The organism is Eubacterium callanderi (genome assembly GCF_900142645.1).
GTDB lineage: Bacteria > Bacillota > Clostridia > Eubacteriales > Eubacteriaceae > Eubacterium > Eubacterium callanderi.
The window spans coordinates 271092-292536 of record NZ_FRBP01000001.1; the positions used below are offsets into that span (position 1 = coordinate 271092).

24 protein-coding genes are annotated in these 21445 nt (G+C 50.5%); all 24 read right to left on the reverse strand.

Annotation, left to right across the window (positions count from 1 at the left end; translation table 11 throughout):
- Positions 1-34: 34 nt before the first annotated feature.
- The 24 genes from BUC22_RS01320 to BUC22_RS01435 all read right to left on the reverse strand — a co-directional run bounded on the left by BUC22_RS01320 (position 35) and on the right by BUC22_RS01435 (position 21439).
- Positions 35-589 carry a YcbK family protein gene (locus tag BUC22_RS01320; RefSeq protein ID WP_073381945.1) on the reverse strand — a complete coding sequence of 185 codons (555 nt, stop codon included), beginning with the start codon at positions 587-589 and terminating at the stop codon, positions 35-37.
- A 71-nt stretch (positions 590-660) separates the two neighbouring features.
- Positions 661-891, reverse strand: a complete 231-nt coding sequence (locus BUC22_RS01325; protein ID WP_013381982.1) for a DUF2922 domain-containing protein — start codon at positions 889-891, stop codon at positions 661-663.
- A gap of 59 nt (positions 892-950) precedes the next feature.
- Positions 951-1175 carry a DUF1659 domain-containing protein gene (locus BUC22_RS01330; protein ID WP_013381983.1) on the reverse strand — a complete coding sequence of 75 codons (225 nt, stop codon included), beginning with the start codon at positions 1173-1175 and terminating at the stop codon, positions 951-953.
- A gap of 88 nt (positions 1176-1263) precedes the next feature.
- A complete protein-coding gene (locus BUC22_RS01335) occupies positions 1264-1893 on the reverse strand; it encodes a sigma-70 family RNA polymerase sigma factor (protein WP_073381947.1) in 630 nt (209 codons plus the stop codon).
- Positions 1894-1902: 9 nt separating this feature from the next.
- Positions 1903-2103: a hypothetical protein gene (locus BUC22_RS01340; protein ID WP_073381950.1), complete on the reverse strand. Its 201-nt coding sequence runs from the start codon at positions 2101-2103 to the stop codon at positions 1903-1905.
- Positions 2100-2711 (reverse strand): restriction endonuclease subunit S, encoded by a 612-nt coding sequence (locus BUC22_RS01345; protein WP_073381951.1) that lies wholly within the window; start codon positions 2709-2711, stop codon positions 2100-2102. The genes BUC22_RS01340 and BUC22_RS01345 overlap by 4 nt, the downstream gene beginning before the upstream one ends.
- Positions 2708-3085, reverse strand: coding sequence for a phage antirepressor KilAC domain-containing protein (locus BUC22_RS01350; RefSeq protein ID WP_073381953.1), 378 nt, complete (start codon positions 3083-3085; stop codon positions 2708-2710). Before BUC22_RS01350 ends, BUC22_RS01345 begins: the two co-directional genes overlap by 4 nt.
- A gap of 144 nt (positions 3086-3229) precedes the next feature.
- On the reverse strand, positions 3230-3778 hold the full coding sequence (locus BUC22_RS01355; protein ID WP_073381955.1) for a hypothetical protein: 549 nt from the start codon (positions 3776-3778) through the stop codon (positions 3230-3232).
- A gap of 107 nt (positions 3779-3885) precedes the next feature.
- On the reverse strand, positions 3886-4560 hold the full coding sequence (locus BUC22_RS01360) for a hypothetical protein (RefSeq protein WP_073381958.1): 675 nt from the start codon (positions 4558-4560) through the stop codon (positions 3886-3888).
- Between the two features lie 76 nt (positions 4561-4636).
- Positions 4637-5206: a hypothetical protein gene (locus BUC22_RS01365; RefSeq protein ID WP_073381960.1), complete on the reverse strand. Its 570-nt coding sequence runs from the start codon at positions 5204-5206 to the stop codon at positions 4637-4639.
- A gap of 69 nt (positions 5207-5275) precedes the next feature.
- Positions 5276-9919 (reverse strand): hypothetical protein, encoded by a 4644-nt coding sequence (locus tag BUC22_RS01370; protein WP_073381963.1) that lies wholly within the window; start codon positions 9917-9919, stop codon positions 5276-5278.
- A 30-nt stretch (positions 9920-9949) separates the two neighbouring features.
- A complete protein-coding gene (locus BUC22_RS01375) occupies positions 9950-10717 on the reverse strand; it encodes a hypothetical protein (protein WP_013381992.1) in 768 nt (255 codons plus the stop codon).
- Positions 10718-10802: 85 nt separating this feature from the next.
- On the reverse strand, positions 10803-11339 hold the full coding sequence (locus tag BUC22_RS01380) for an HD-GYP domain-containing protein (protein ID WP_041689932.1): 537 nt from the start codon (positions 11337-11339) through the stop codon (positions 10803-10805).
- Between the two features lie 319 nt (positions 11340-11658).
- Positions 11659-12573 (reverse strand): tyrosine-type recombinase/integrase, encoded by a 915-nt coding sequence (locus BUC22_RS01385; RefSeq protein ID WP_013381994.1) that lies wholly within the window; start codon positions 12571-12573, stop codon positions 11659-11661.
- Between the two features lie 107 nt (positions 12574-12680).
- On the reverse strand, positions 12681-13916 hold the full coding sequence (locus BUC22_RS01390) for a peptidase U32 family protein (protein WP_013381995.1): 1236 nt from the start codon (positions 13914-13916) through the stop codon (positions 12681-12683).
- Between the two features lie 91 nt (positions 13917-14007).
- Entirely contained in the window at positions 14008-14658 is a 651-nt protein-coding gene (locus tag BUC22_RS01395) for an O-methyltransferase (protein ID WP_073381965.1), read from the reverse strand.
- Between the two features lie 15 nt (positions 14659-14673).
- Positions 14674-16155 carry an endolytic transglycosylase MltG gene (gene mltG / locus BUC22_RS01400; protein ID WP_073381968.1) on the reverse strand — a complete coding sequence of 494 codons (1482 nt, stop codon included), beginning with the start codon at positions 16153-16155 and terminating at the stop codon, positions 14674-14676.
- A gap of 79 nt (positions 16156-16234) precedes the next feature.
- Entirely contained in the window at positions 16235-16600 is a 366-nt protein-coding gene (locus BUC22_RS01405) for a YlbF/YmcA family competence regulator (RefSeq protein WP_013381998.1), read from the reverse strand.
- A gap of 176 nt (positions 16601-16776) precedes the next feature.
- Positions 16777-18522, reverse strand: coding sequence for a ribonuclease J (locus BUC22_RS01410; RefSeq protein ID WP_013381999.1), 1746 nt, complete (start codon positions 18520-18522; stop codon positions 16777-16779).
- Positions 18523-18542: 20 nt separating this feature from the next.
- On the reverse strand, positions 18543-19250 hold the full coding sequence (gene sfsA / locus BUC22_RS01415) for a DNA/RNA nuclease SfsA (RefSeq protein ID WP_013382000.1): 708 nt from the start codon (positions 19248-19250) through the stop codon (positions 18543-18545).
- A 2-nt stretch (positions 19251-19252) separates the two neighbouring features.
- A complete protein-coding gene (locus BUC22_RS01420) occupies positions 19253-19555 on the reverse strand; it encodes a DUF1292 domain-containing protein (protein WP_013382001.1) in 303 nt (100 codons plus the stop codon).
- Between the two features lie 65 nt (positions 19556-19620).
- Positions 19621-20049: a Holliday junction resolvase RuvX gene (ruvX, locus tag BUC22_RS01425; protein ID WP_041689933.1), complete on the reverse strand. Its 429-nt coding sequence runs from the start codon at positions 20047-20049 to the stop codon at positions 19621-19623.
- A gap of 47 nt (positions 20050-20096) precedes the next feature.
- Positions 20097-21041, reverse strand: a complete 945-nt coding sequence (locus tag BUC22_RS01430; protein ID WP_041690417.1) for an aldo/keto reductase — start codon at positions 21039-21041, stop codon at positions 20097-20099.
- A 125-nt stretch (positions 21042-21166) separates the two neighbouring features.
- Entirely contained in the window at positions 21167-21439 is a 273-nt protein-coding gene (locus BUC22_RS01435) for an IreB family regulatory phosphoprotein (RefSeq protein ID WP_013382004.1), read from the reverse strand.
- Positions 21440-21445 lie beyond the last annotated feature (6 nt).

Sequence of the window (21445 nt, forward strand, 5' to 3'; positions counted from 1 at the left end):
TTAAACCTTAAAAAGAAGTCCAAGAGACTTCTTTTTAATGCCATATCTCACAATGGTCAAACTGCTGGTCCGGGTACTCAATAACCCCAAGCCCCAGCTCTCTGGCTACCCAGGCCACCTCGTCACAGGGCACCCCGGGGCAGTACAGGTCGGCCGCGTGACCAGACAGATGCCAGGAGTTTTCAATGCCGCCCACCTCCGCGTTGCGCCTTTCACAGCGAACGCCTGAGGTAATGATGATGGGCCGGTTAAAATAACACCGCAGCGCCTCAATTTTCTCTAAAAGCTCCGGATCCATATCCGCAGGCCAGCCGTCACAGTAGCCCGCGCAGTCACAGGCGTACTCGTCCATAAGAAAGTGCGCCGATGCCCAGGGGCCGTTGGTGAGGATGGGGTCCTCGGGCAGCGGGTGGTCGATGACTGCCCCATCCTGAGGCGTTTCGGTCTCTGGTGCAATCTCCTGCTGAGTCTTCGGGAACATCTGCTCATTTACCGGCCCTGCCTGAAAGCTGCTTAAAAATATGCTGCTGGCCACAGTAACTACTATGGCCACTAATATAATAAAAATACGTTTATGCACTCTTTTCATTTAATCTCCTTTTCTGCTGCTGCGCGGCGGGTTTGCCATTCCATATAAAAAAGGGGGCTTTCGCCCCTTTTTTATTCTACGGCCACGTCGGTGGTAGTGGTATCCACACGCTTGGCGCCGGACAGCTGGGCCAGCGCAAAGCCGTCGGGCTCAAAGACACCGGTGGCTACAATGCCAGCGGCAGCGGTTTTTATCTCCGCATCGGTAATGCCCTCCCGGTAGTCGGGAATGGTCATTCGGTGCTCTTTGCCGCTCGCGGTGGTAAAAACTAAATTCAGGTCTTTTTTGATGGTTACTGCCATGGTTTATCTCCTTTTCCTGTTAAAACTTGAATCCTGGATGCCGTGGTGTTTTTTCTTATTTACTCGGTTTTTGTGATGTCGCTGGCGGTGATACGCTCACAGCCCTCGCCAATGGGCTCCTGCATGGAAATGATGTGCCCGTAGGCACTCTCAAGCTGTTCCTTGGTAGCGTCATGCTTGACATCGCCATAGGTTTTGCTGCCACGCTCAATTTTACCTTCTTTTTCGCCATAGTTTACCTTCACTTTGAGTTTTGTGTCTTTGAGTGTTTCTGTGACTGCCATGTGCATTTCTCCTTTTGGGTTAGTATTTTGTGTGGTGTTTTGCCCTACACTACATACATTCCTTTTTTGCAGAAAATATCAACGCTTTTCACAAAACTTTTTTTAATTTTTTGAGGGCTCGGTCATGGCGCTGGTTAACGGCCTGCAGGCTCACGCCTTCTTTTTCGGCAATTTCGGTCTGGGTTCTGCCCTCATAATAGTGCTTTTCCAGCACGCTGCGGTAGCTGGGCTTCAGGCGGCTCAGTCCTCTGGCGAGCCTTTTCTGGCCGTTGCTTTTTTCTTCTCGCTCGATATAATCGGCCTCGAGGTTGATTTCTTTGTCGGGTATGACTTCTGCGAGGGTCAGGCCTTCTCTTCCGGGGATTGGGTCGTCAAGGGTTTTATCGGGCTTTATGGAATGGTTAAACTGCCCGCTCTGCCACTTTTTGTAATACTGGCGCAGGTACACCTGGATGAAGGCGTTGAATCCCGCGCCCCGCCCGGGGTCAAACTTTTTCAGGCCTTCCATAAAGGCGACCACGCCGTCCTGGAAGGCGTCCTCAAACTGGCCGTCCTTAATGCCTGAGCGGCTGAGGGTGGCCAGGATCAGGGGCTTAAAGGTCATGACGAGCATCTGGCCCGCCACTCGGCCGCCTTCTTTTTCGGGGCTGTTTTCCGGGGATTTTTGCCCGATTTTACAGGTTTTGACCAAATCATCAATTACTTTGTAGCTGCTCAAATAAGCCTCCTATGCGTCCTCATAGACGTCTGTAATCTCAAGCACAAGGCCGGGAAACTGGTCTTCGACGGCGGCGCTGAGCTCGTTAAAGTCTTCCTCGGCTTCCTCGGCGCTGCGGGCGTAAAAGCCGGCTTTTATCCGGCACTCGGCCTCGACCATGTAGCTTCTTCTCCGTCTTACCACGCTGGGGCCGATCCCATATCGGTTCATGTTGTTTCTCCTTTCTGTTTTGCCTCTCGGGCGGCCCAGATGGCGTTAAAGGCAGCCACCTCGTCGCCCGGGTACTGGGCCCGGATGGCGGCTTTTTCTTCCTCGGGGATCTGGGGCAGCAGATTGAACTGGGGGATGAAGGGCGCGTCCTCCGGATTAGAATACAATAGAGAAGTGTGTTTATGATTTATATTTATGAACGGGGACACTTCGGTCACAGGGGGCGGGACAGCTTGTGTCCAGATTTGTGTCACACTGTCCCCTGTCTCTGTCTGGAGGGCGGTGATGCTCAGGCCTCTGTCAAAGGGCACCAGGCGGTAGGTACCTGCACGCTGGCCTTTGTCCTTTTGGTACGTCACCCGTTTGTGGTCTATGAGGTACCCTCTCTGTCGCAGCAGTACGCGCCGGTCTTTGATGCCTAAAAGGGGCATGAGTACGGTGTTGGGTACCTTGAAGTCCACGGGCCAGTGCCAGCGGCCGTCCTCTGCCCGGACGGCGGCTTTGTTGTTGGTGTACATGAGCAGGTGCCAGTAGGCCTGGAGCAGCGGGCTCATGGGGTTGGTCTCCAGCCATTTGTAAAAGGCCAGCAGCTCGGTCAGGTAGTTCACTGGCCCTTCCCCTCCAGAACAAACAGCCCGGTAAAATACGCCTGCCCCAGCGGTGTAACGCGGATGGACGGCCACCTGACCTTCTGGTCACGCGCTCTGTTCCAGCCCTCCACACAGGCGATGACCATCCATCCCCTGTCCAGGGCTTTGCGGGTTGGCAGGTTCTGCCCTTTCCGCTGGGCGCGGTCTGTATAGCCGTGGCTTCTCAGCCAGGCGTGCAGCCGGTTGCGGCCAATGTTAAGCCCCCGCACCCGCATGGACTCGGCCAGCTCGGCCACGGTCCAGTTTTCTTGTTTTTGTGCGCACAAACCACAGCACATGGCGCACGCTTTTGGGGCCGTTTCATCCTTTGGGGTTGTCTGTTTACGTTTCATGGTAAACCTCCTGTAAAATAGATTGGTTAGATTTCAGCCGCGCAATTTTTTCTTGCGCCTGCTGATGGTTCTATCCTACAAGACTTTTCACCCTTTAAACACGCAAACAAATTTTTAATGATCATAAATAAGATTATTTTTCTTTTATTCTCTTAAGAACCATTGGGCCGCCCGGGCGCGCCAGCGGTACAGGGTAGCGTTCTCGCCGTAAAAGTCCAGGCGTTCCCAGGGGCGGCGTACTTTTCCCTTCATCTTGCCGGGATGGGAAAGTTCATCGTTTTCAAACAAAAGGGTGAGCAGCTCCCAGACCATCATGAGGGCATGGCGTACCCAGCCGGCCACGCCCTCGGGAAAGACGCGCTGATGGGTAGCGCATTCCAGACAGACCCGGCTGCACACATAGACCACGACCACCTGGCCGGGCGCCACCTCCACGGGCTTTGCAAGGCCGTTGACAATGTGGGTATGGCCGTTCTGGCCCTCGGCGCGCATTTCCTTGGGCTTCAGGACGCCGCCGCAGCCCTTGCAGGTCTGGGTGAGGGCCTGGCCGTGGAACACGTACTGGGCCATGACTTCCCGGCCTTCCCGGTCTTCATAGCCGGTGTTTTCGACTTTTTCAAACTGGTCGGGATGGGCTTCAATCTGCTTTTTAAAGCTTTTGGGGGGCAGGATAGATTGCATCTTGGGGTTCATTTTTTCCTCTTTTTCTTAAACAAAAACACCGAAGGCCACATACACATATTGGTATGTGGCCTTCGGTGTTTTGATGGGTGACAGCCGTTGTCCCATTTGCTGCTGTTTTATGCTTTATTCTTTGATTTTTGTATACTCCAGACGGCTCCTGTCAGTACGGCCAGAAGCAGGACTGCACAGGCGGGCACAGCGGGACCACTGAGTAACCCAGTAGAAGGATTCAGGCTTACCGGGGTCTGGCTGCCATGTAGCTGTGTAGTGTTCTGGCTGCCGTGTGCTTCGATAATGCTCATATTACCCTGTCCGTCCAGCTCAAGGATGAGCTCTAAGTTTTTGATACGGGCATTGACGCACAGGGCGGTGGTACCGTCGGGCAGACTGATGACTTTTGTTTCTTCGACGCTATTGGTACGGTCGATCCGCAGGCACATAGCACCGACCTCTGCATTACTCTGGTCCAGTGCTTTAAAGACGCGGCTGCCTTGCTCTATGTTTTCCATGGAAAAGGCGCCGTTTTCATCGGTCTTGGCCCTTTTGACAGTTGAGTGCAGTTCCATGAAGCCGTGGCTGAAGGGTGTCTTGTCAGTGTAGCGGGTCTGGGCAGTCAGGCTGAAACGAAAGTCTGGATCGTAGGGCACATCGGTGGGTATGATATAGCCAGACGTATAGGTCAGGGTGACGGCAGTCTGGCCGCCGGACGTATCGGGTTGTTCCTCGGCCAATGCCGGGGCTGACCACAGCAGAAGGAGGCAAAGGGTGAGGATGGATATGCGGTTTTTCATGGGCGTACGCCTCCTTTTGGGATGGTGGTCGCTGTTCGCGGGGCACGACGTGGGCGTCGTTTCCAGCAAGATGTTATTACGGTGTTGCTTTTACTGGTGTGATGGTAACCGCGAAATTCCCTGTAAAGGCATGATCACCATCACTTATACTAGCAGTTTTAAATTTACTGACATCTAATATTGCCTGGGCGGTTCCTGTCTCGCCGTTTGCGAGGGTGAGAAGTGTGCCGCCTGCGGTCAGGTCGTTGCCGGTGTTATCTCTAATGGTGAACGCATCAGCCACTGTGATGTTGTGTGTTGCATCTTTCATGGCAAAAGATGGGCCTGTAGCGCTCTTCAAAGCGATTTTGAGTGATGTAACTTGATTATTTGAAATGCTTGCCGAGTAGTCTAATATTTTGGTAACATTTTGTGTTGCCGCGTTAATTTTACCGAAATCCACGCTCTTTGGAATATTGACGGACCATGTAGGGTCTTGCGCTTGAGTGTAAGTCACGGTTGCATCGGTTGTGCCGTCTACTGCGTTTGATTCCTCTGCACCGGTTCCGTTGACGGGTTTGCTTTCTGCGAATACGCTTCCTCCAAAACAAAGTGCTGTGATGAGCACGGTTCCTATAGCAGCTGCTATTTTTTTCTTCATTGCCATTTTGTCTTTCCTCTTTTCTTTGATTTTCTTGTGTTTATGATAAAAGGGGGGTCCCTCTCAGTAAGATGGTTATTTTTCTCCGCCGACCACGGGGTCGTTGGGGATGATCTTCCAGTTTAGCTGGCTTTTGTAGGTGCCCTCGGTAATGCGGCTGTCGGCGGGCACGATGAGTTGTCCGGTCTGGCCGCTGGTACGGCTTTGCTCTGTTAGTGTGCCAAAATACCCGGCTTTACTCAGGGCGCTGCCCGATGGGGTTTGTATCCAAAACTCTGGTTTATAGGCGTCGGCATTGGCGCCCTCTTTTTTCAGCAGATAATTGCCCCAGACATCCCGGTAGGCTTCATTGGGGCTGATTTCAAGGTCGATGGTTCGGCCCTCGTAAAGCCAGCCATCATTGTTATTCATACCAATGGTGATATCGGCGGCAGCGCCGTTGCCCAGTGAAACATTGCTCTGCCCGACGGATTTCGGGATTTTGACGCTGTAGGTCATGGACAGAAGGCTGGTGGCCAGCTGTTTGTTTTTATCGGCCCGAATATTTCTGGTAAAACTACCGGTGTCGGTAACGGCTGTAACCGTGGTATAGTCGGCCGTATCATACGGCAGATAGACGTACAACTCGCCATTGCTGCCGCCGTCTTTCTTAAAACGGTCTCCCGAGGCTGTGGCTTCCCAGTGGCGGGTATCGGCGCCGGACTGCTTGCACTGCATGACGGTCAGTGCCTGATCTTTATAAGCTTCCGGGGCAGCGCTGACTCTCAGGGTGACGGGGTAGACGGGCTCCCCAGCACTGTCTTTGGCGTCGCCGCTGACGGTGCCGATGATGGAGCCACCGTCGATGGTGATGATGGCTCCGCTGGTACCAATGGTATCGGCTTTGACATTGCCGCCTTTGACAGTGACGTTCCCACCAATATTGCCGCTCACCTCTACATGGCCGCTCTCGATGGTGGTATTGGCAGTGGTGATAGCACTGGCGGCATCGACCGTCATGCCTTTATGATCGGCCGCACCGATGGTCAGACTGCCGCCTCCGGCAATGCCGCCGGGCGCGTTGAGTGTGCTGGTACCGGCGCCGCCGGCCAGAATAAGGCTGCCGTCACTTTTCAGACTTGGGCCGCCGCTGCTGGTGTTTGTGAGTGTAATCCCAGTCCCATCGGCAATGCTGACCTGGGCGCTGGCGCCGGTTTTTACGGTGATGGGTGCTCCGGTAGTGCTAAAGCTGCCGCCTAAGATAATGCGGCCGCTACCTGTGTGCTCGCCGCTAACCACCGTGATGGTATGCTGCCACACATTTGATTCGCCTGTACCTGCCGGTATGTTATAAATACCTTGATAAGGAATAATCTGGGAAGTTGCCTGGTCTGGTTCACTGTCGGCTAAAATATAGCCCGTATCGTAGATATACAGGTTCTTATCGGTCAACGGGAAATCGGATGAGCCGGTTACCTGAAAGCTGATGGTGACGTTTTTGCTCATGCCTGGGCCGCTGAGGACTGCGCCCGCATCATTTTTAAAGCCTTCTTCCGTCACTTTTATGGTGTAGGTGTAGAGCCCATTGGAAATGGCGGACAGGTCTGTGGGGCAGATGATCCTTCCAGCTGAATCGATGGTGAAAGTCTCTGGACCGGAGACCTTGGTGTAGGTCAGGCTGCCATCTGGATTGATGGTATCGACAGCGGGCGACGGAATGAGTACACCCTCTGCTGTCATCTCGGTGGTGGAATAGCGGTCAGCCAGGTTGTAGGTGACGGTGTCAATGCTGTACAGTGTTAACACGCAGTTCGCTGCGCCTTTAAACTGCATGGCCGTATCGGTCCAGGGCCTTGTGGTGTTGGTCGGATAGATGACCAGCTGGTAATTGTCACCCTCGCAGCCTTTTTCCATGTTAAAGGCCGCAATGGCTTTGTAGGTACCATCCGCCTGCTGTGTCAGGGTGGCATGGCGCACTTGTGTGTAGTCGCTCAAATCTGTGCTTTCATCAAGCGTTCCCCCTTTAATCCAATAGGCATCGTACATACTGGCCGCGAAATCCTCGGACAGGGTAATGATGCTCTGGGTCATGGTGTTGCCCGGGGTGCCCTCATAGCCTGGACCTGCCTGTACGTAGTCGTCCTTTATTTCGGCATTGTAGCAGCGGATCTCACTGGCCGGGCCGCGGATGTCTTTTGTCTGCGCTGTTTGCCCATCGGGTGTAACACTGGTGACAATAAGCTGGTAGGTACCCTTGAGCGCATCGCTGTAGGCATTGCCCACGGTCAGCGTATCGGTGATGGTATGCGCAGCGGCATCTGTTGTGATGGCAGCTGTTTTTTCGGTTCCGGCTATCGGCGTTGTTGTCTCATCTACCTTATACCAGCCATATTTTATGCTGCCGGTAAACCCGTCTGCAATCTCAATTTTTACGGCCAGCCGGGTTTTATTTTCTATATCGGTATCCTGGCGGCTGAGCTCGATTTTATCAGGCATTGTGCTGGAATCGTCAAAGACCATGAGGTTGTCCACACTCAGGTACTGCCAGGCGGTCTCGAAGGTATAATCCTTAAAGGCTCCTGCGGAATTGGTCGGTGTCGCTCTCAGCTTATACCAGCCTGCATCGTCCGCTGTAAATTGGGCTTTGGTATCGGCGGTTTTCTTCCATGTTACCTCTCCGGCTGTCACATCATCCCAGGTTTCGGTGAGGCCGGCGACTTCGGCACCGGCTGCACTGCTGTCTGGCGGAGAACTCTGTTTATTGCTGGATTTAAACCACTTTAGCGTATAGCTGTCTTTATCTACACCGGTTCCGCCAAAAGTAACGCCTGCCCTTAGTCCAAAATCGGTTGTATCCTCAATGGCGCTGGTGGGACTTTTGTTGTTCAGCCCTACGTAGACCACATTCAGGTTCAGGGTAATGGGGGCCTCAACGCTTTTGACCGGTCCGCAAAAGGTACGGGTAGCCGCTCCCGGCGCATAAGCCAGCTCATTTTGGTTCAGATAGAGTTTGGCTGTAATGGCAGCTGCCCCGCCTGTGCCGCCAGAGGTTTTAAGGCCAACGCTGTTGTCCGTATTGACAATGGCCTGAACAGCTGAGGGCTTATCGGAGACAAAGGCCGAGGCAGTCGGAACCTGAATGCCGAAGCTCTCACCTAAAGCGCTTGCATTCTGTAACCCCTTCAGCTGTTCGGCATCGGCCAGTACCACCCGTGCAGTATCGTCTCCTTGCCTGATCTGTGTAACGATGTCTGTACCCGAAGAATCTTTTATGGCGGCCAAGTTAATGGCATTTGTTCCTGTACTATTGTCATCACCTGAAGCCTTGACAGCATTAATATAAAAACAATTACTGATTGTTCCGCCGATGGTTCCAGTCAAGCCGCCAAACGCATTGGTGCTGTTGCTTCCCATACCCGTGATGGTTCCAGAATTATAACAGCCGTCCATGCTGCCTTCCAGATTGCCAACCACACCAGCTGCCTTTTTAGAAAGATCAGCACTGCCACTTACTGTACAGTCCTCAACCGTGATCTTACCGGCATTATAGCAGTTTGCAACCGATTTTCCAGCTGCGATACTCCCGGCCAAGCCACCAATACTAAATATATTTTTTGCCTGACAGTTTACTGCTTCAACAGATCCTGTAAAACAGGAATATGTAACATCACTGCCTATTCCAGCGTAGAGTCCTCCAATATTTATACTATTTTTATTTGCATCTGGACTACTGCTTCGTGTAAAGCCTCTTACCTGAATCATCGCATCGGAGCTGCAGCCGGTCACCTGCGCCCCGCTATTATCAATCGCCGCATAAATGGAAGCGACATTAAGCGTATCGTAATTATGGCCTTTATTGGTATCATCCAATAAAATGCCTCCCCCGCTAACAGTACAGTTTTTAATAGACGCAGCGGAAAAAACAGATACAATCATAGCCACATGGCGAAGATCATTGGTTGTTCCATCATTTTTGATCCAGAGATTTTCGGTTGAACAGTTATTAATGTTTGAATTGCCTGTGTTAATCTGACCTGCAATGCCGCCTACGCGGGCCTGTCCGCTGCCAGAAATCATAATTTCTGTATTAGATACTTTGCAATTGCTAATCTGTACACTGCCATTTGAGTATCCAACCAAAGCAGCGGAGTATTGATTTAAACGATAGTGGCTTTGATCAATAATAACATTTTTAATCGTTCCATTCGCTTCACTAAAAAATCCCATATTAACACTTAAATTATCAAGCCACACGTTAGAGACTACGAAGCTACTCCCATCAAAAATACCATTAAAACAGCTGATTCCTGTCCAACAATGTGCACCAATATCCATATTGGAACTGAGCCGTATGGTTTTTCCTGAAAAGTTCCTACCGCCGCTCCCACTCACGGCTTTCCCGTTTTTATCTGTTACTGCACCCACTTTGCTAAGGACCATCAGTCCTGCCAGCTGTTCTTCATTATTCAGCGTATAAATTGCATCACTGGTATGCTCTGCAAACCAGGCAATGTCAATATATTTATAACGGCCATTGTTGTCTTTGGCATCCCAGGAATCCTTTGGTTTTTGACTCCAATCGGTGGCTGGGCTTCCATCCGGATTCGTATTAACAGAAGCGCTGCTTGCTTCCTCGGCCTGTACCAGAGGCGCCAGACTGCCAAGCCCCAGTGAGGAAAAGGCCACCAGCGCTGCCAGCAAAACAGGCAGGATATGCTTCATCATTTTATTGTGTTTCATGGCTTTCCTCCTCTGTTGTTTCATGGCAGATTACTGTATTATGAGCTGGCTCACGGTGGACGCGCTGTTCATGGGTCTGTGGGCCCCCTCCAGCTCGTAGGTATTGTACTGGATCAGGACATCGTAGGTGCCAGGGTCCAGCGTGGCTTCCAATTTGGGGTTCTCAATGGTACTGCCGGTGGGCATAAGCCCGGACTGGTACAGCCTGCGGTTGCTGTCTGCCAGCTTAAGGGTGACCTGAAAATAGCAAGGGTTGCCCTCTGGGTTTTGCAGGCTCCACTTTGTGCGGCCGTCTCTGTCGGCGGTGATGACCGTGTAGCCTGGGATGGTGATGTCCTCGTTCACAGGGGTCTCCTTTGTCTGGGTGACCACTGCGTTGGGGTCGATCTCGATTTTTGCCGGGAACCAGTCATACCAGTTGACTGCGCACCAGGCGCCAAAGGTGAGCAGCGCAATGCCAGCCGCGGCTATGGCCAGACGTTTGAAGGCCACGTTTTTTACAATGGCGGCAAAGACGTTGTCTTTTACGCGTACGTAACCAATGATTGCGGTGGCCGGGGTAATGGCAAATTGCCGGGTAACGGGCAGGTTATGGCCTTTCCCGTCTTCCAGGCTCAGGCGCTCCTTACCAGCTTCTTTTTCGCCTTTGACAGCGCCAATGGCGCCAACCACCTTGTAGGTGTGGCTGGGATATAAGGCGGCCATCTGTTTTTTGGTATAGTATTTGGTGGTAAAGCCGCTCTTTTCATGGGTATAGACAGCGCTGTAATTATCTTCGCTTATGATGTTCAGTTTCAAGTTTTTTCTCTTTTCTTTGGGTTTATGAGGTGGCAGCAGCCCGGTTGGCGCTGCGCTGCTGCCGGAAAAAGGTAAAAAAGATTTTTTATTCTACCGGCTGAACCGGGAATAAACGTTCCAGTGCTGCCACCAGCTCTGGATCATACCAGGTGCCAGCGTAGGCTTTAAGGCATTGCAGCTTTTCTTTTTGGGACAGCTGGGGCTTCTGAGTGTCCAGATAATCCCAAGCGTCAGCCACCGCTCCTGCTCTTGCGATAATGGGAATATCGTCCCCGGATAGGTGCTCGGGACCGCCAGTGCCATCCCACCGCTCGTGGTGGTAGCGGCACAGATCACAGGCGATGCTGTAAAAGATGCGCTCCCTGCCGTCAAGCGCTTTTTCATAGGCCTGGGAGAACAGTGCTGCGCCGCGGCTGCAGTGGCGCAGGGGATCGGTGTCCGTTGCTCTTTTGCCAATATCATGGTAATCGCAGGGGCCGTTCTGGTTTAAACGCCAGAGCTTTATCAGCTCTCCCCTGCCTACCTCGGTGAGCAGGGCGCGGATAAGCTGGCCGGTACGCCGGTTGTGGGACTGAACCTCTGAGCCACAGCTGGCTAACCAGGTATCTAAATCAATCTGCATGGCTTTCTCTCCTTCGACCGCGCTTTTTTGCGGCACGAAAATAAGGCCAGCTACCGTTTCTTTTGATGAATTTTCATGATGAAAAATTGCCATAGACATTAAGATTACGGCTCTGACCTGACGTTAAGTTGGAAACTTAACGCTGTTTTATTGTTTTTAATGATGTTTATTTGAAAAAACTTGTTCGGAATAGAGCAGGCTTTATTGAGTTTTATGTTATTTTTTTAACACTTGTAATTTATATTGAAATATGTTAACCTTATAATAGATTAGCTTCTACTTTTGACGTTAAGTTTCCAACTTAACGTCTTTTTCATATTTAAAAACTTTTGGCAATAAGGGCCATCTGCTGCCGCTTGTACCCGGTCACACAGTGGCTGTAGCAGTTCAATGTAAAGGCGATGCTGGAATGCCCCAGAAACCCGGATACGGCACGCATGTCGGCGCCCAGCTCCAGGGCGCGGGTGACAAAGCTGTGGCGCAGGCTGTGAAAGGTGATCCGGGGGTTCAGACCCATGTGTGCCTTTATTTGATCAAACCGCCGCTGGAGTGTCCGGGCGTCGTAGGCTCGGCCGCTGGGGGCTGCGATCAGAGGACGCTTTGGGTCGTTCTTTCCCTGGGTATCCAGATAGCGTATCAAGGCTGCTTTCAATTCTGTATGAATGGGGATATCCCGCCTTGAGGCTCTTGTCTTTGGGCTTTGGAGAACAACGCTGTGCTTTCCTGTTTTGGGGTTGCAGACGCGCTGGCGGTTACGGCGCACATGCAGCACATTGGTCTCAAAATCAATATCTTTAAGCCGCAGGCCCAGCACCTCGCCCAGCCGCAGACCTGTCGACATGGCCAGCAAAATCCCCATATCCTGGGGCGCCTGGCTTTTTTGCAGCGCTGCACTCAGGGCTTTATGCTCGCCGTACCCGGGAACTTTCTTCTCCTTTGGGTAAACCTTGATTTTTGGGGTCTGGACGCACACTTTTATTCCTTTTTTCTCGGCCTCTCTCAGGATACTGTGCAGATAGGCCAGAATATCGCGCACGGTTTTTCGGGCCAGGCTTTTCCTCAGCCATTTCTTAAACTTTCTTTGCTTTTTGGCGGTGATCTCGATCAGCGGCACACTGCCCATAAAGGGCAGGATATGTGCCTGCTCATAGCTCTTATAGGTCTTGAGGCTGCTCCCCTTGACTTTTGGCTTACGTTGCCTCAGCCATGCTTCCATGGTTATGCTTGATTGCATTTTGCACTCCTTTGTTTTAGCTTTCTTTTCTATCCTTTGTACCCAGCACATTGCGAGATTAAGGGGTAAAAATAAAAGCCACATACACGTATGTATGTGACCTTATGCTACTGTTCTTTTTTCCGGATAATATCCATGGGCTTCACTGGCTTATCCATTTTCATGCTGTAGATCATTTTGGGGTGCGGGGTCGATTGAATGGGGTTTCCCTTTTCGTCCTGCATTTCACCCACCTGCTGTGTGTAAAACCCTTCCTTGGAGCCTGCCACCATCACCTCTACAGTTTCTCCTGCGTTTATCTTATTACGCTGCTGGATAACGGCGATATGGGTTTTGGGGTCGTAGGACTGGACCACGCCTGCAAAATCGTACAGGCGGGTATAGCTGCTGGTACCATAATTCTGGTCATCGGCTGTGGTCTTGTGTTCAAAAAAGCCAGTGGTATAGTTCCGGTGGCTGACCTTGCGAAGCTCCTCGAAGTATTTGGGATCGACGCTTTTCTCCTCGGGGTGGTCGTAGTAATAATCAATGGCCTGGCGGTAAGCCTGGACAACGGTAGCCACGTAATAGATGCTTTTCATGCGGCCCTCGATTTTCAGACTGTCGATGCCTGCGTTTATGAGCTCTGGGATATGGTCGATAAGGCAGAGGTCCTTGGAATTAAAGATAAAGGAGCCGGTTTCGTCTTCCTCTATGCTAAAGTCCTCGTCTGGTCTTGTCTCCTCAATGAGGTGGTATTTCCAGCGGCAGGGGTGGGCGCAGTCGCCCTGGTTGGAGTTGCGGCCGGTCATGTAGTGACTCAGCAGGCAGCGCCCTGAGTAGGAAATGCACATGGCGCCATGCACAAAGGTTTCAATTTCCATATCGGCTGGTGTTTTTTCCACAATGGTCTGCATTTCCTCAAGGCCGAGCTCCCGGGCCAGCACAATGCGGCGTGCTCCCTGATGGTACCAGAACTCTGCGGTTTTCCAGTTGGTATTGTTGGCCTGGGTGCTGATGGAAACTTTAAGCTCTGGTTCGGTCTCACGCACAATGGCAAAAACGCCGGGGTCTGCCACCAGTACGGCATCTGCGCCCATGGCTTTCAGGGCATGAACATATTCTGGAAGCCCCTCCAGGTCGCGGTTGTGGGGGATCATGTTCAGGGTAACGTAGATGCGCTTGCCTCTTTCGTGGACATAACGGACAGCTTCCTCAAGCTCTTCCATTTCAAAGTTACCAGCCCCTGCCCTCAGGCCAAAGCGTTTTCCTGCACAATAAACTGCGTCGGCGCCGTAGTGCAGGGCATATCTCAATTTTTCAAAATTCCCCGCCGGGGCGAGCAATTCAGGTTTTTTTCTCAATTTATGTTCTCCTTCGTGATTTTCATCTCTATAGTATATAGCAAATTCCCATGAAATGCAAAAATAAAAAGCGGCCCGTAGGCCGCTTTAGTTAATCAATTTTTTTATAGCTCACTGCCAGTCCGTCTCCCAGAGGCAGCACGGTGGTCATGAGCCTGGGATCATGGCTGATAGCATCCAGGTATTTTCGCATGCGCTTGACAATGGTGATCTTTCTGCGGATCACCAGCGCATTGGTCGCGATCATTCCCTTGTAGAGCACGTTGTCGGAAACGATGAGGCCGCCGGGCTTTAAAAGCCGCATGCAGTCCTCAAGCAGATGGATGTAATGCCCTTTACCCCCGTCCAGAAAGATCATGTCAAAGGTTCCGGTGAGGCTGGCCGCTGTTTCCTGGGCGTCGCCCTGGATTAGGTGAATCCGGTCCTCATAGCCCATTTTGGCAATGTTTTCTCTGGCCTGGGCAATCATGCGCTCATCCCGTTCTACTGTGGTTACACGGCCGTTTTTCCCCATGGCATGGGCAAAAACCCCGGCAGAGTAACCGACGGCTGTTCCAATTTCCAGAATACTTTTAATCTGATGGGTTTCGATCAGTATTTCCAGGTAGTTGCGAACCTCTGGAAAAATAATGGGTACATGATTGGTTTCTGCAATGAGCCGCAGCCGCTCAAGGGCAGGTGTTTCGCCGGGGAGCAGGCTGCGGATATAATCTTCTATGTAATCTGGTACAATATCACTCACGGTTTGTTACGCTTTCTAGTCTCCCATGTACTTCTGAACATCGGCGTTATGTCCTTCCAGCGTTTCATTGAAATAGAGCTTGCCGGAATCCATATCGGCTACAAAGAACAGATACTTGGTCTGGGCCGGGTTGATGGCTGCGTCGATGGAGCTTTTCCCCGGTGAGCAGATCGGGCCAACAGGTAATCCTAAATTCTGATAGGTATTGTAGGGAGAATCGATTTTGGTCTGTTCCTCGGTCAGCACCGCGTGTTTTTTGCCCAGCGCGTAGTCCACGGTAATGTCGGACTGTAAAGGCATATTTTGGGCGATACGGTTATAAAAAACACTGGCGGCATTGGCTTTGTCCTCGGGCAGCTTAGTTTCAAGCTCAACGATGGACGCCATAATGACAATTTCATCCACTGTCTTGCCCTTCTCTATGGTCTGCTGCATAAAATCCTGATTATAAACCTCTGTAAAACGGTCCAGCATTTTTTTCACAACGTCGGACGCAGTGCTGCCAGGCTCGATCTCGTAGGTATCTGGGAACAGGTAGCCTTCAAGGGTCCGGTTCTTATCGTCCGGAATGCTGCTCAAAATCGGATACAGGGCTTTGTATTCGCCCAGCTTCTTGGTTTCACTGATAAAGGCCGCTGAGGTACAGATATTATGCTTTTCCAGTATCTGGGCCATTTCATTGATGTTTTTGCCCTCGGACAGGAGCACTGGAATCGCACCGCTGTAGACATCGCCGTTCAGCATTTTGTCCACAATGTCCGGGATGGACATTGCGTGGTTCATTTCATAATTGCCGGCCTGCATACCGCTTGTGCCACGGCTGTGGCGTCCTGCATAGCTCTGGAATATCATGGTATTCTTAATTAAGCCCTGATCGTAAAGGATCTCTCCAACGTCTTTGATGGTCGAGCCGTCTGGAATTTCGACGATCATGGTTTCTGTGCTTGTCCCTGTGGGCTCCAGCATAGCGTTATAGAAGCTTCTGCCTGCAAAGATGCCAATAACGACAATCAGCACAACGGCTGCGATGACAATAGGCAGCTTATATTTTAGTCCACCTTTTTTTCTTTTTACAGGTGCTCCCATTTCCTCTGCTTCTCTTCTCTGGCGTGGCTCGGCAGGCTGCTTCTGTACCGGTCTCTTCTTCTTAGCAGTGCCCGGGCTGCCAGCTCTTTGGCCAGACTGGCCTTTTTTCTGGCCGGCTGGTCTCTGCTTTGGGGCGGCTGCGCCCGCCTGGCGGGGTGCCTCTCTGCGTTCCTGTGCTTTCCTGCCTTCTACAGGGCGGCGTGCTGCGGTTCCCTCTGCTGTCTGCCGCTGCTGTGTTTTTTTCTTTGGTGCTGTCTGGGTGCCTGCATTCGCGGGACGCTTGGCTTTCGCACGTTTTTTACGCATCTCCACCTCGGTTGACTGAGCCGTCCGCTTTTGTGTCTGACGGCTCTGCGTTTTTGGCTCCGAAGCCTCTTTTTTCGCTTCGCCCTGGGTTAATCTAATCTTCATTTACTCACCTCAATTACGGGGATTTACTCAAAAAAAGGGTACCTTGTTTTTTTGGAAAGTACCCCCTGGATTTATTTAATTACTCTGCGTCTTCCTCGCCGCCAAACATGCCGCTCATGTCTAAATCAACGGCTTTGCTGATAATATCCATGATATCCTGGAAGACAATGCCAAAATACATTTGCGCCTGAAAGTATTCGGCAATAATCGGAATGCCCAGCACGGACGCTGTTAATGAGTTGTAGGCTTCTACCTCTTCCTCTGTCAGCTCCTGGCCCATCATTTGTTTTGTCTGAAGGCCCATTTGCTTTTTCGCGTAATCCTGAGCCATTGCGTAATGTTCTTCGTCAGCCTTTAGCTTAAGCTCTGCTGCTTTAAAGTTCTGGTATTCATTTGATTCTTTAAGAGCCTGGGCCAGATTGTTGGCTTCATCATATACGTTCATTCCCTAGGTTCCTTTCTTTTCGTTTAATCAACATTATAACACATCTTAGATCAAATTGTTACTAAATTTTTACAATTATAGCCATTATTTTAGAAAAAGCTCCAGATAATGGGAAAATTTTCCCATATTCTGAAGCTTAAGATTTCTAAATCCTATTTAATTTAAAAACTGTGAAGTTATACTTCCATTAAAATCGGCAGGATCATTGGCTTCCGGTTTGTCTGGCTGTACAGGTAACGGAAAAGAGACTCACGGATCTCGTTTTTAATGGAGCTCCAGTCCACTACGCCTTTTTCTTCACAGGCCAGAAGGGCTTTTTTAACTTCCTCTCGGGCTGTGTTGATGAGCTCTTCAGATTCGCGTACATAGACGAAGCCTCTGGAGATAATGTCTGGCCCTGAGATGGCCTTGCCCTTGTGCATGGTCACCACCACAATAAACAGGCCGTCCTCTGACAGGCGTTTACGGTCATTTAATACGATATTTCCAATGTCGCCGACACCCAGGCCGTCGACCAGTACTGGCTCTGCCTGTACCTTGCCGGTAATTTTACAGCTTCTGTGATCCAGTTCCAGGATCGTCCCATTTTCCGCAAGAAAGATGTTGCGCTTGTCGGTTCCCACGCTTTCCGCAAGAGCGGCGTGATGCACGAGCATCCGTGCCTCACCGTGAACGGGTAAGAAGAATTTTGGCTTAACCAGTGTCTGGACCAGCTTCAGCTCTTCCTGGCGTGCATGGCCCGAAACATGAATGTCTGCAAATTTTTTATAGACAACCTCTGAGCCAAGGTCCACCAGCTTATTGATCACTTCTGCAACCATCTTTTCATTCCCCGGTACCGGAGAGGCTGAGATAATAACCGTGTCTTCTTTTTTAATGTTCAGGAAACGGTGCTCGCCGTGGGCCATTCGGCCAAGGGCCGCCATGGGCTCACCCTGGCTGCCGGTGGTGATGACAACCAGCTCACTGTCTTTGTAGCTCTTCATATCCTTGATATCGATGAGGATATTTTTAGGGATTTTCAGATAGCCCAGATCGGAGGCGACCTCCACCATATTTTCCATGCTCCGGCCGTTGATGATAACCTTGCGCTTATAGCTGGCTGCCGCGTCAATGATCTGCTGCACCCGGTGCACGTTTGATGCAAAGGTGGTGATAATGATCCGGTTTTTACAGCCTCTGAACAGGTTGTAGAAGGTCGCGCCAACGGAGCTTTCTGAAGGCGTGAAGCCTGGCTCCTCTACGTTGGTGCTGTCGGCCATGAGCAGGTCGATACCCTGGCTCCCCAGCTTGGCGATACGCTGTAAATCCATGATTTCGCCATCAATGGGCTGATAATCAATCTTAAAGTCTCCGGTGTGTAAAACAGAAGCTGCCGGCGTTTTGATATAAAAGGCTACTGAATCGGCCACACTGTGGTTAACTCTTATAAACTCGACCTCAAAGCTGCCCTTCTGCACCCGATCGCCTGCCTTTACAACCTGGCGGTCTACACTGGTAACCAGGCGGTGTTCAACGAGCTTTTTGTCGATGAGCCCCATGGTAAATTTGGTAGCGTAGATTGGGACTGTAATGCCCAGCTTTTTAACCAGATAGACAATCCCTCCGATGTGGTCCTCATGTCCATGAGTGATAAAAAGTCCCTTCAACTTATCGGCATTTTCGACAATATAGCTGAAATCTGGCAGCACAATGTCGATACCGTACATTTCATCGTCCGGGAATTTCAAGCCACAGTCGACAATGATCATTTCGTCCTTGTATTCAAAGACCGTCATGTTTTTTCCGATTTCACCAAGTCCCCCAATGGGAATCACTTTAAGCTTATCTTTATGCTTTGGCGGGTGGTTCCTTCTTTTGGACCGGTGGTTCTGACGATTCTGATTTCTATTTTCGTTTTTATTCTGTTGTGTTTCGTTCAAAATAATCTCCTTTCGTTATTTTATATCCGTCCGGTCGTATCAAAACGGACCGGTATCTCTGAATCAATTTTAATTATGTTTCCTCTGATGACACACCTTAGAGCGCGAACGACCAGCCCCTCTTCAGCTCCCTTTTTAAGAAGTCCTGAAAACAGCGGGTCGGTGGCAATATTGGGCGTAAAAAACTCAGCGTCCTCTCTTTGTACAACGAAGAGCACACCGGCCTCATAACCTTCTGTATGCGCATGCATGAGTTCTTCCAGGTGTTTACAGCCCCGTTCGGTCGGGGCGTCTGGAAACATCGCCGCAGCACCAACCACCAGGTTAGCGCTTTTCACTTCGTACAGACAGGGGTGTCCATTCCGCTCAAAAGCCAGATCAAAGCGGCTTTTGCCGTAGGTCACTTCCCTTTTAAGCTGACAGATATCCGGGGCCTTTTCCATATACTCAAAGGCAAGTGCATTGGCCATGGTCGAGTGTATGCAAACCCATGTACTTTTATACCATACTGTCAGTAAAGTAAAATCCGTCTTTCTCTTTGGCGACGGATTAAAGGCCATTTGAACCCGGGCGCCGGGTACGAGAAGCTCCCGCATCCGGCCGGTATTTGCTACGTGCGCCGTAATTTCACGTGGGGCGCTGTCCGTATCGATCATAACCCGGGCAATAAATCGGTTGGGTCTGGAGATGAATTCCCCCTCAACGATGGGGAAGCTGCTCAGCTCCATTATTATTCCTGATGGTCTCCGCCGCAGCCGCAGCCACAACCGCATTCTTCGTCATCATCGTCGTCTTCTTCCATGAGCTGTTCGTAGGTCTGCTCGATCAACGCGAATTCTTCTTCGCTTTCGACTGGATACAGGGTTTCTTCGCCATTTTCATCCTCGCGGATAACAAATGGGAATACATCTTCACTTTCTTCGCTTTCTGCTAAGAGGACATAGGTTTTGTCTTCAATGTCAAAGCTGATAACCAGCTCAAATACGCGTTCCACACCGTCTTCGTCTAATAATGTAATTTTGTTGTCTTCCATGTTTAAATACCTCGTTTTCTTTAAATTTAGTTTATATTATTATGCTTAATTCAGCTTTAATATCCTTAGTTTGTGTTCTCACCGCTGTCCAGATAAACCTGCAGGATCATCTGGGCCGCCAGGGTATCAATGTATTCTTTTCGTTTTTCACGCCGTACCCCGCCTTCAATCAAAACCCGTTCGGAGGCTTTTGAAGTCAGTCTTTCGTCAATATAGACGACCTCCAGGTTTAGACGTTTTTTTAAGAACTGACAGAAGTTGCGTGTCTTGCGGGCCTGGGCGGTTTCATTTCCTTCCATGTCCTTGGGCAGTCCGGATACCAGGGTGGTCACGTTAAACTGCTCCACAACATCTGTGAAAAAGGCCAAATCGTCGTCCCGTGTTCCGCGTTTCCAGGTTCTGTAACCCTGGGCGGTTATGCCCAACGGGTCGCTGACTGCGATACCAATATATTTATCCCCGACGTCTAGGCCGAGTAAGCGTTCTGTTGCCATAAATTTTTCTCTTTCTAGTTTTATACCCAAAGTCATCCGTTTCAATACTAAATGACTTTTATGCAAAAAAGCGGGCAATAAGCCGCGCAATAACAGCAGGTCAGACACTTTGAATGGTCCACCTGTGCTTTTCCATTAATAATTGTGAGTGCGTTCTGGCTGCAATGGGCAGCGCATTCGCCGCAACCCTCGCACCAGTCACTGATATGCAGGCTTTTCTTCGCGCCTGCCACCCGTTTTTCCAACTCTGCTTCAATGGGCTCTCCGTTTATCCTGGCCACATTGTAGCGTACCTCGTCAACGGATTGCATGCCAAAGGCAATGGCGTCCAGGGTTTCCAGTCCGAGGATATAGTCGAAACAGGCTTCTTTGCTGGCCAGCAGATTGCCGCCACCCAAGGGCTTCATGCCAAAAACGCCTTTTCCAGCCTGTTTGGCCTTCAGAATTGCGGCTTCCATGTCCTCACGGCTTCCATCCTCGATGCCAATACCCGTTAGGTTAATGAGGGGAAAAACCACCTCGATCTCGTTAAAGTCCGCAGCGTCCCGCACGCCCTCAACCCTGTGGGTCGAAATGCCAAAGGCGCGGATCACGCCTTTCTCTTTCATTTTCAGAAGATACTCAATGGCTTCCCAGTGGCCTTCAAAGGTCAGGCGGCTCTCCTGCTCATGCAGCATATAAATATCGACGTAGTCCCGTCCAAGCTCACGCAAAGCTCTGTCCAGGCTTTTAGCCACGCCCTCGGCCGAATAATCATAGGATTTGGTACAGATGACCAGATCCTTTTTAATTTCCAAGGCCTGCTTGAGATAAGGGTAGCAATTATAGAGATCGGCCGTATCAAAAAAATTGATTCCGGCTTCCAGAGCCGCTTCAATAATCGGGCGGCTTTCTTCAAGTGTTTTGTTTTTCTGCAGCGGGCCAATGGTCAGGCTTCCAAAGCAGAGCCTTGAAACCTCGATCCCCGTCTGTCCCAGTTTACGGTATTCCATCATTCGTCGTTTCCTGTTTATTTCTATTGGAAAAAAGACCCCACGGCTCCCCTTTACAATAGAAATAAAAAGTCTTAGGCAAACTGTTAAAATTCGCCTAAGACCTGTGTTCATCTATAAGCTCGTTATTCTTGAATACTGCTCAAATAGCGTTTTACCAGCTCTTCAAGAAGTTCATCGCGTTCGATTTTCTGGATTAAGTTACGGGCATCATTATGGCTTGTGATATAAGTCGGATCGCCTGACATAACATAACCAACGATTTGATTAACGGGATTATATCCTTTTTCGATCAATGCCTTGTTGACTTCCTGCATGACTTCATCAATTGTTTTGGCTTTATCGTTGTTAACGTCAAACAAGATGGTCCCTCGATCAAATACTGTATTGCTATCCATTTTGCC

What these genes read in the sequence shown, in the direction of transcription:
- BUC22_RS01325 (WP_013381982.1), bottom strand. Translation starts at nt 891, where the DNA reads ATGGCAGTAACCATCAAAAAAGACCTGAATTTAGTTTTTACCACCGCG.
- BUC22_RS01330 (WP_013381983.1), bottom strand. Translation starts at nt 1,175, where the DNA reads ATGGCAGTCACAGAAACACTCAAAGACACAAAACTCAAAGTGAAGGTA.
- BUC22_RS01430 (WP_041690417.1), bottom strand. Translation starts at nt 21,041, where the DNA reads ATGGAATACCGTAAACTGGGACAGACGGGGATCGAGGTTTCAAGGCTC.
- BUC22_RS01355 (WP_073381955.1), bottom strand. Translation starts at nt 3,778, where the DNA reads ATGAACCCCAAGATGCAATCTATCCTGCCCCCCAAAAGCTTTAAAAAG.
- BUC22_RS01435 (WP_013382004.1), bottom strand. Translation starts at nt 21,439, where the DNA reads ATGGATAGCAATACAGTATTTGATCGAGGGACCATCTTGTTTGACGTT.
- BUC22_RS01420 (WP_013382001.1), bottom strand. Translation starts at nt 19,555, where the DNA reads ATGGAAGACAACAAAATTACATTATTAGACGAAGACGGTGTGGAACGC.
- BUC22_RS01380 (WP_041689932.1), bottom strand. Translation starts at nt 11,339, where the DNA reads ATGCAGATTGATTTAGATACCTGGTTAGCCAGCTGTGGCTCAGAGGTT.
- sfsA (WP_013382000.1), bottom strand. Translation starts at nt 19,250, where the DNA reads ATGGAGCTGAGCAGCTTCCCCATCGTTGAGGGGGAATTCATCTCCAGA.
- BUC22_RS01340 (WP_073381950.1), bottom strand. Translation starts at nt 2,103, where the DNA reads ATGAACCGATATGGGATCGGCCCCAGCGTGGTAAGACGGAGAAGAAGC.
- BUC22_RS01350 (WP_073381953.1), bottom strand. Translation starts at nt 3,085, where the DNA reads ATGAAACGTAAACAGACAACCCCAAAGGATGAAACGGCCCCAAAAGCG.
- ruvX (WP_041689933.1), bottom strand. Translation starts at nt 20,049, where the DNA reads ATGGCAACAGAACGCTTACTCGGCCTAGACGTCGGGGATAAATATATT.
- BUC22_RS01385 (WP_013381994.1), bottom strand. Translation starts at nt 12,573, where the DNA reads ATGCAATCAAGCATAACCATGGAAGCATGGCTGAGGCAACGTAAGCCA.
- mltG (WP_073381968.1), bottom strand. Translation starts at nt 16,155, where the DNA reads ATGAAGATTAGATTAACCCAGGGCGAAGCGAAAAAAGAGGCTTCGGAG.
- BUC22_RS01360 (WP_073381958.1), bottom strand. Translation starts at nt 4,560, where the DNA reads ATGAAAAACCGCATATCCATCCTCACCCTTTGCCTCCTTCTGCTGTGG.
- BUC22_RS01370 (WP_073381963.1), bottom strand. Translation starts at nt 9,919, where the DNA reads ATGAAACACAATAAAATGATGAAGCATATCCTGCCTGTTTTGCTGGCA.
- BUC22_RS01405 (WP_013381998.1), bottom strand. Translation starts at nt 16,600, where the DNA reads ATGAACGTATATGATGAAGCCAACAATCTGGCCCAGGCTCTTAAAGAA.
- BUC22_RS01365 (WP_073381960.1), bottom strand. Translation starts at nt 5,206, where the DNA reads ATGGCAATGAAGAAAAAAATAGCAGCTGCTATAGGAACCGTGCTCATC.
- BUC22_RS01320 (WP_073381945.1), bottom strand. Translation starts at nt 589, where the DNA reads ATGAAAAGAGTGCATAAACGTATTTTTATTATATTAGTGGCCATAGTA.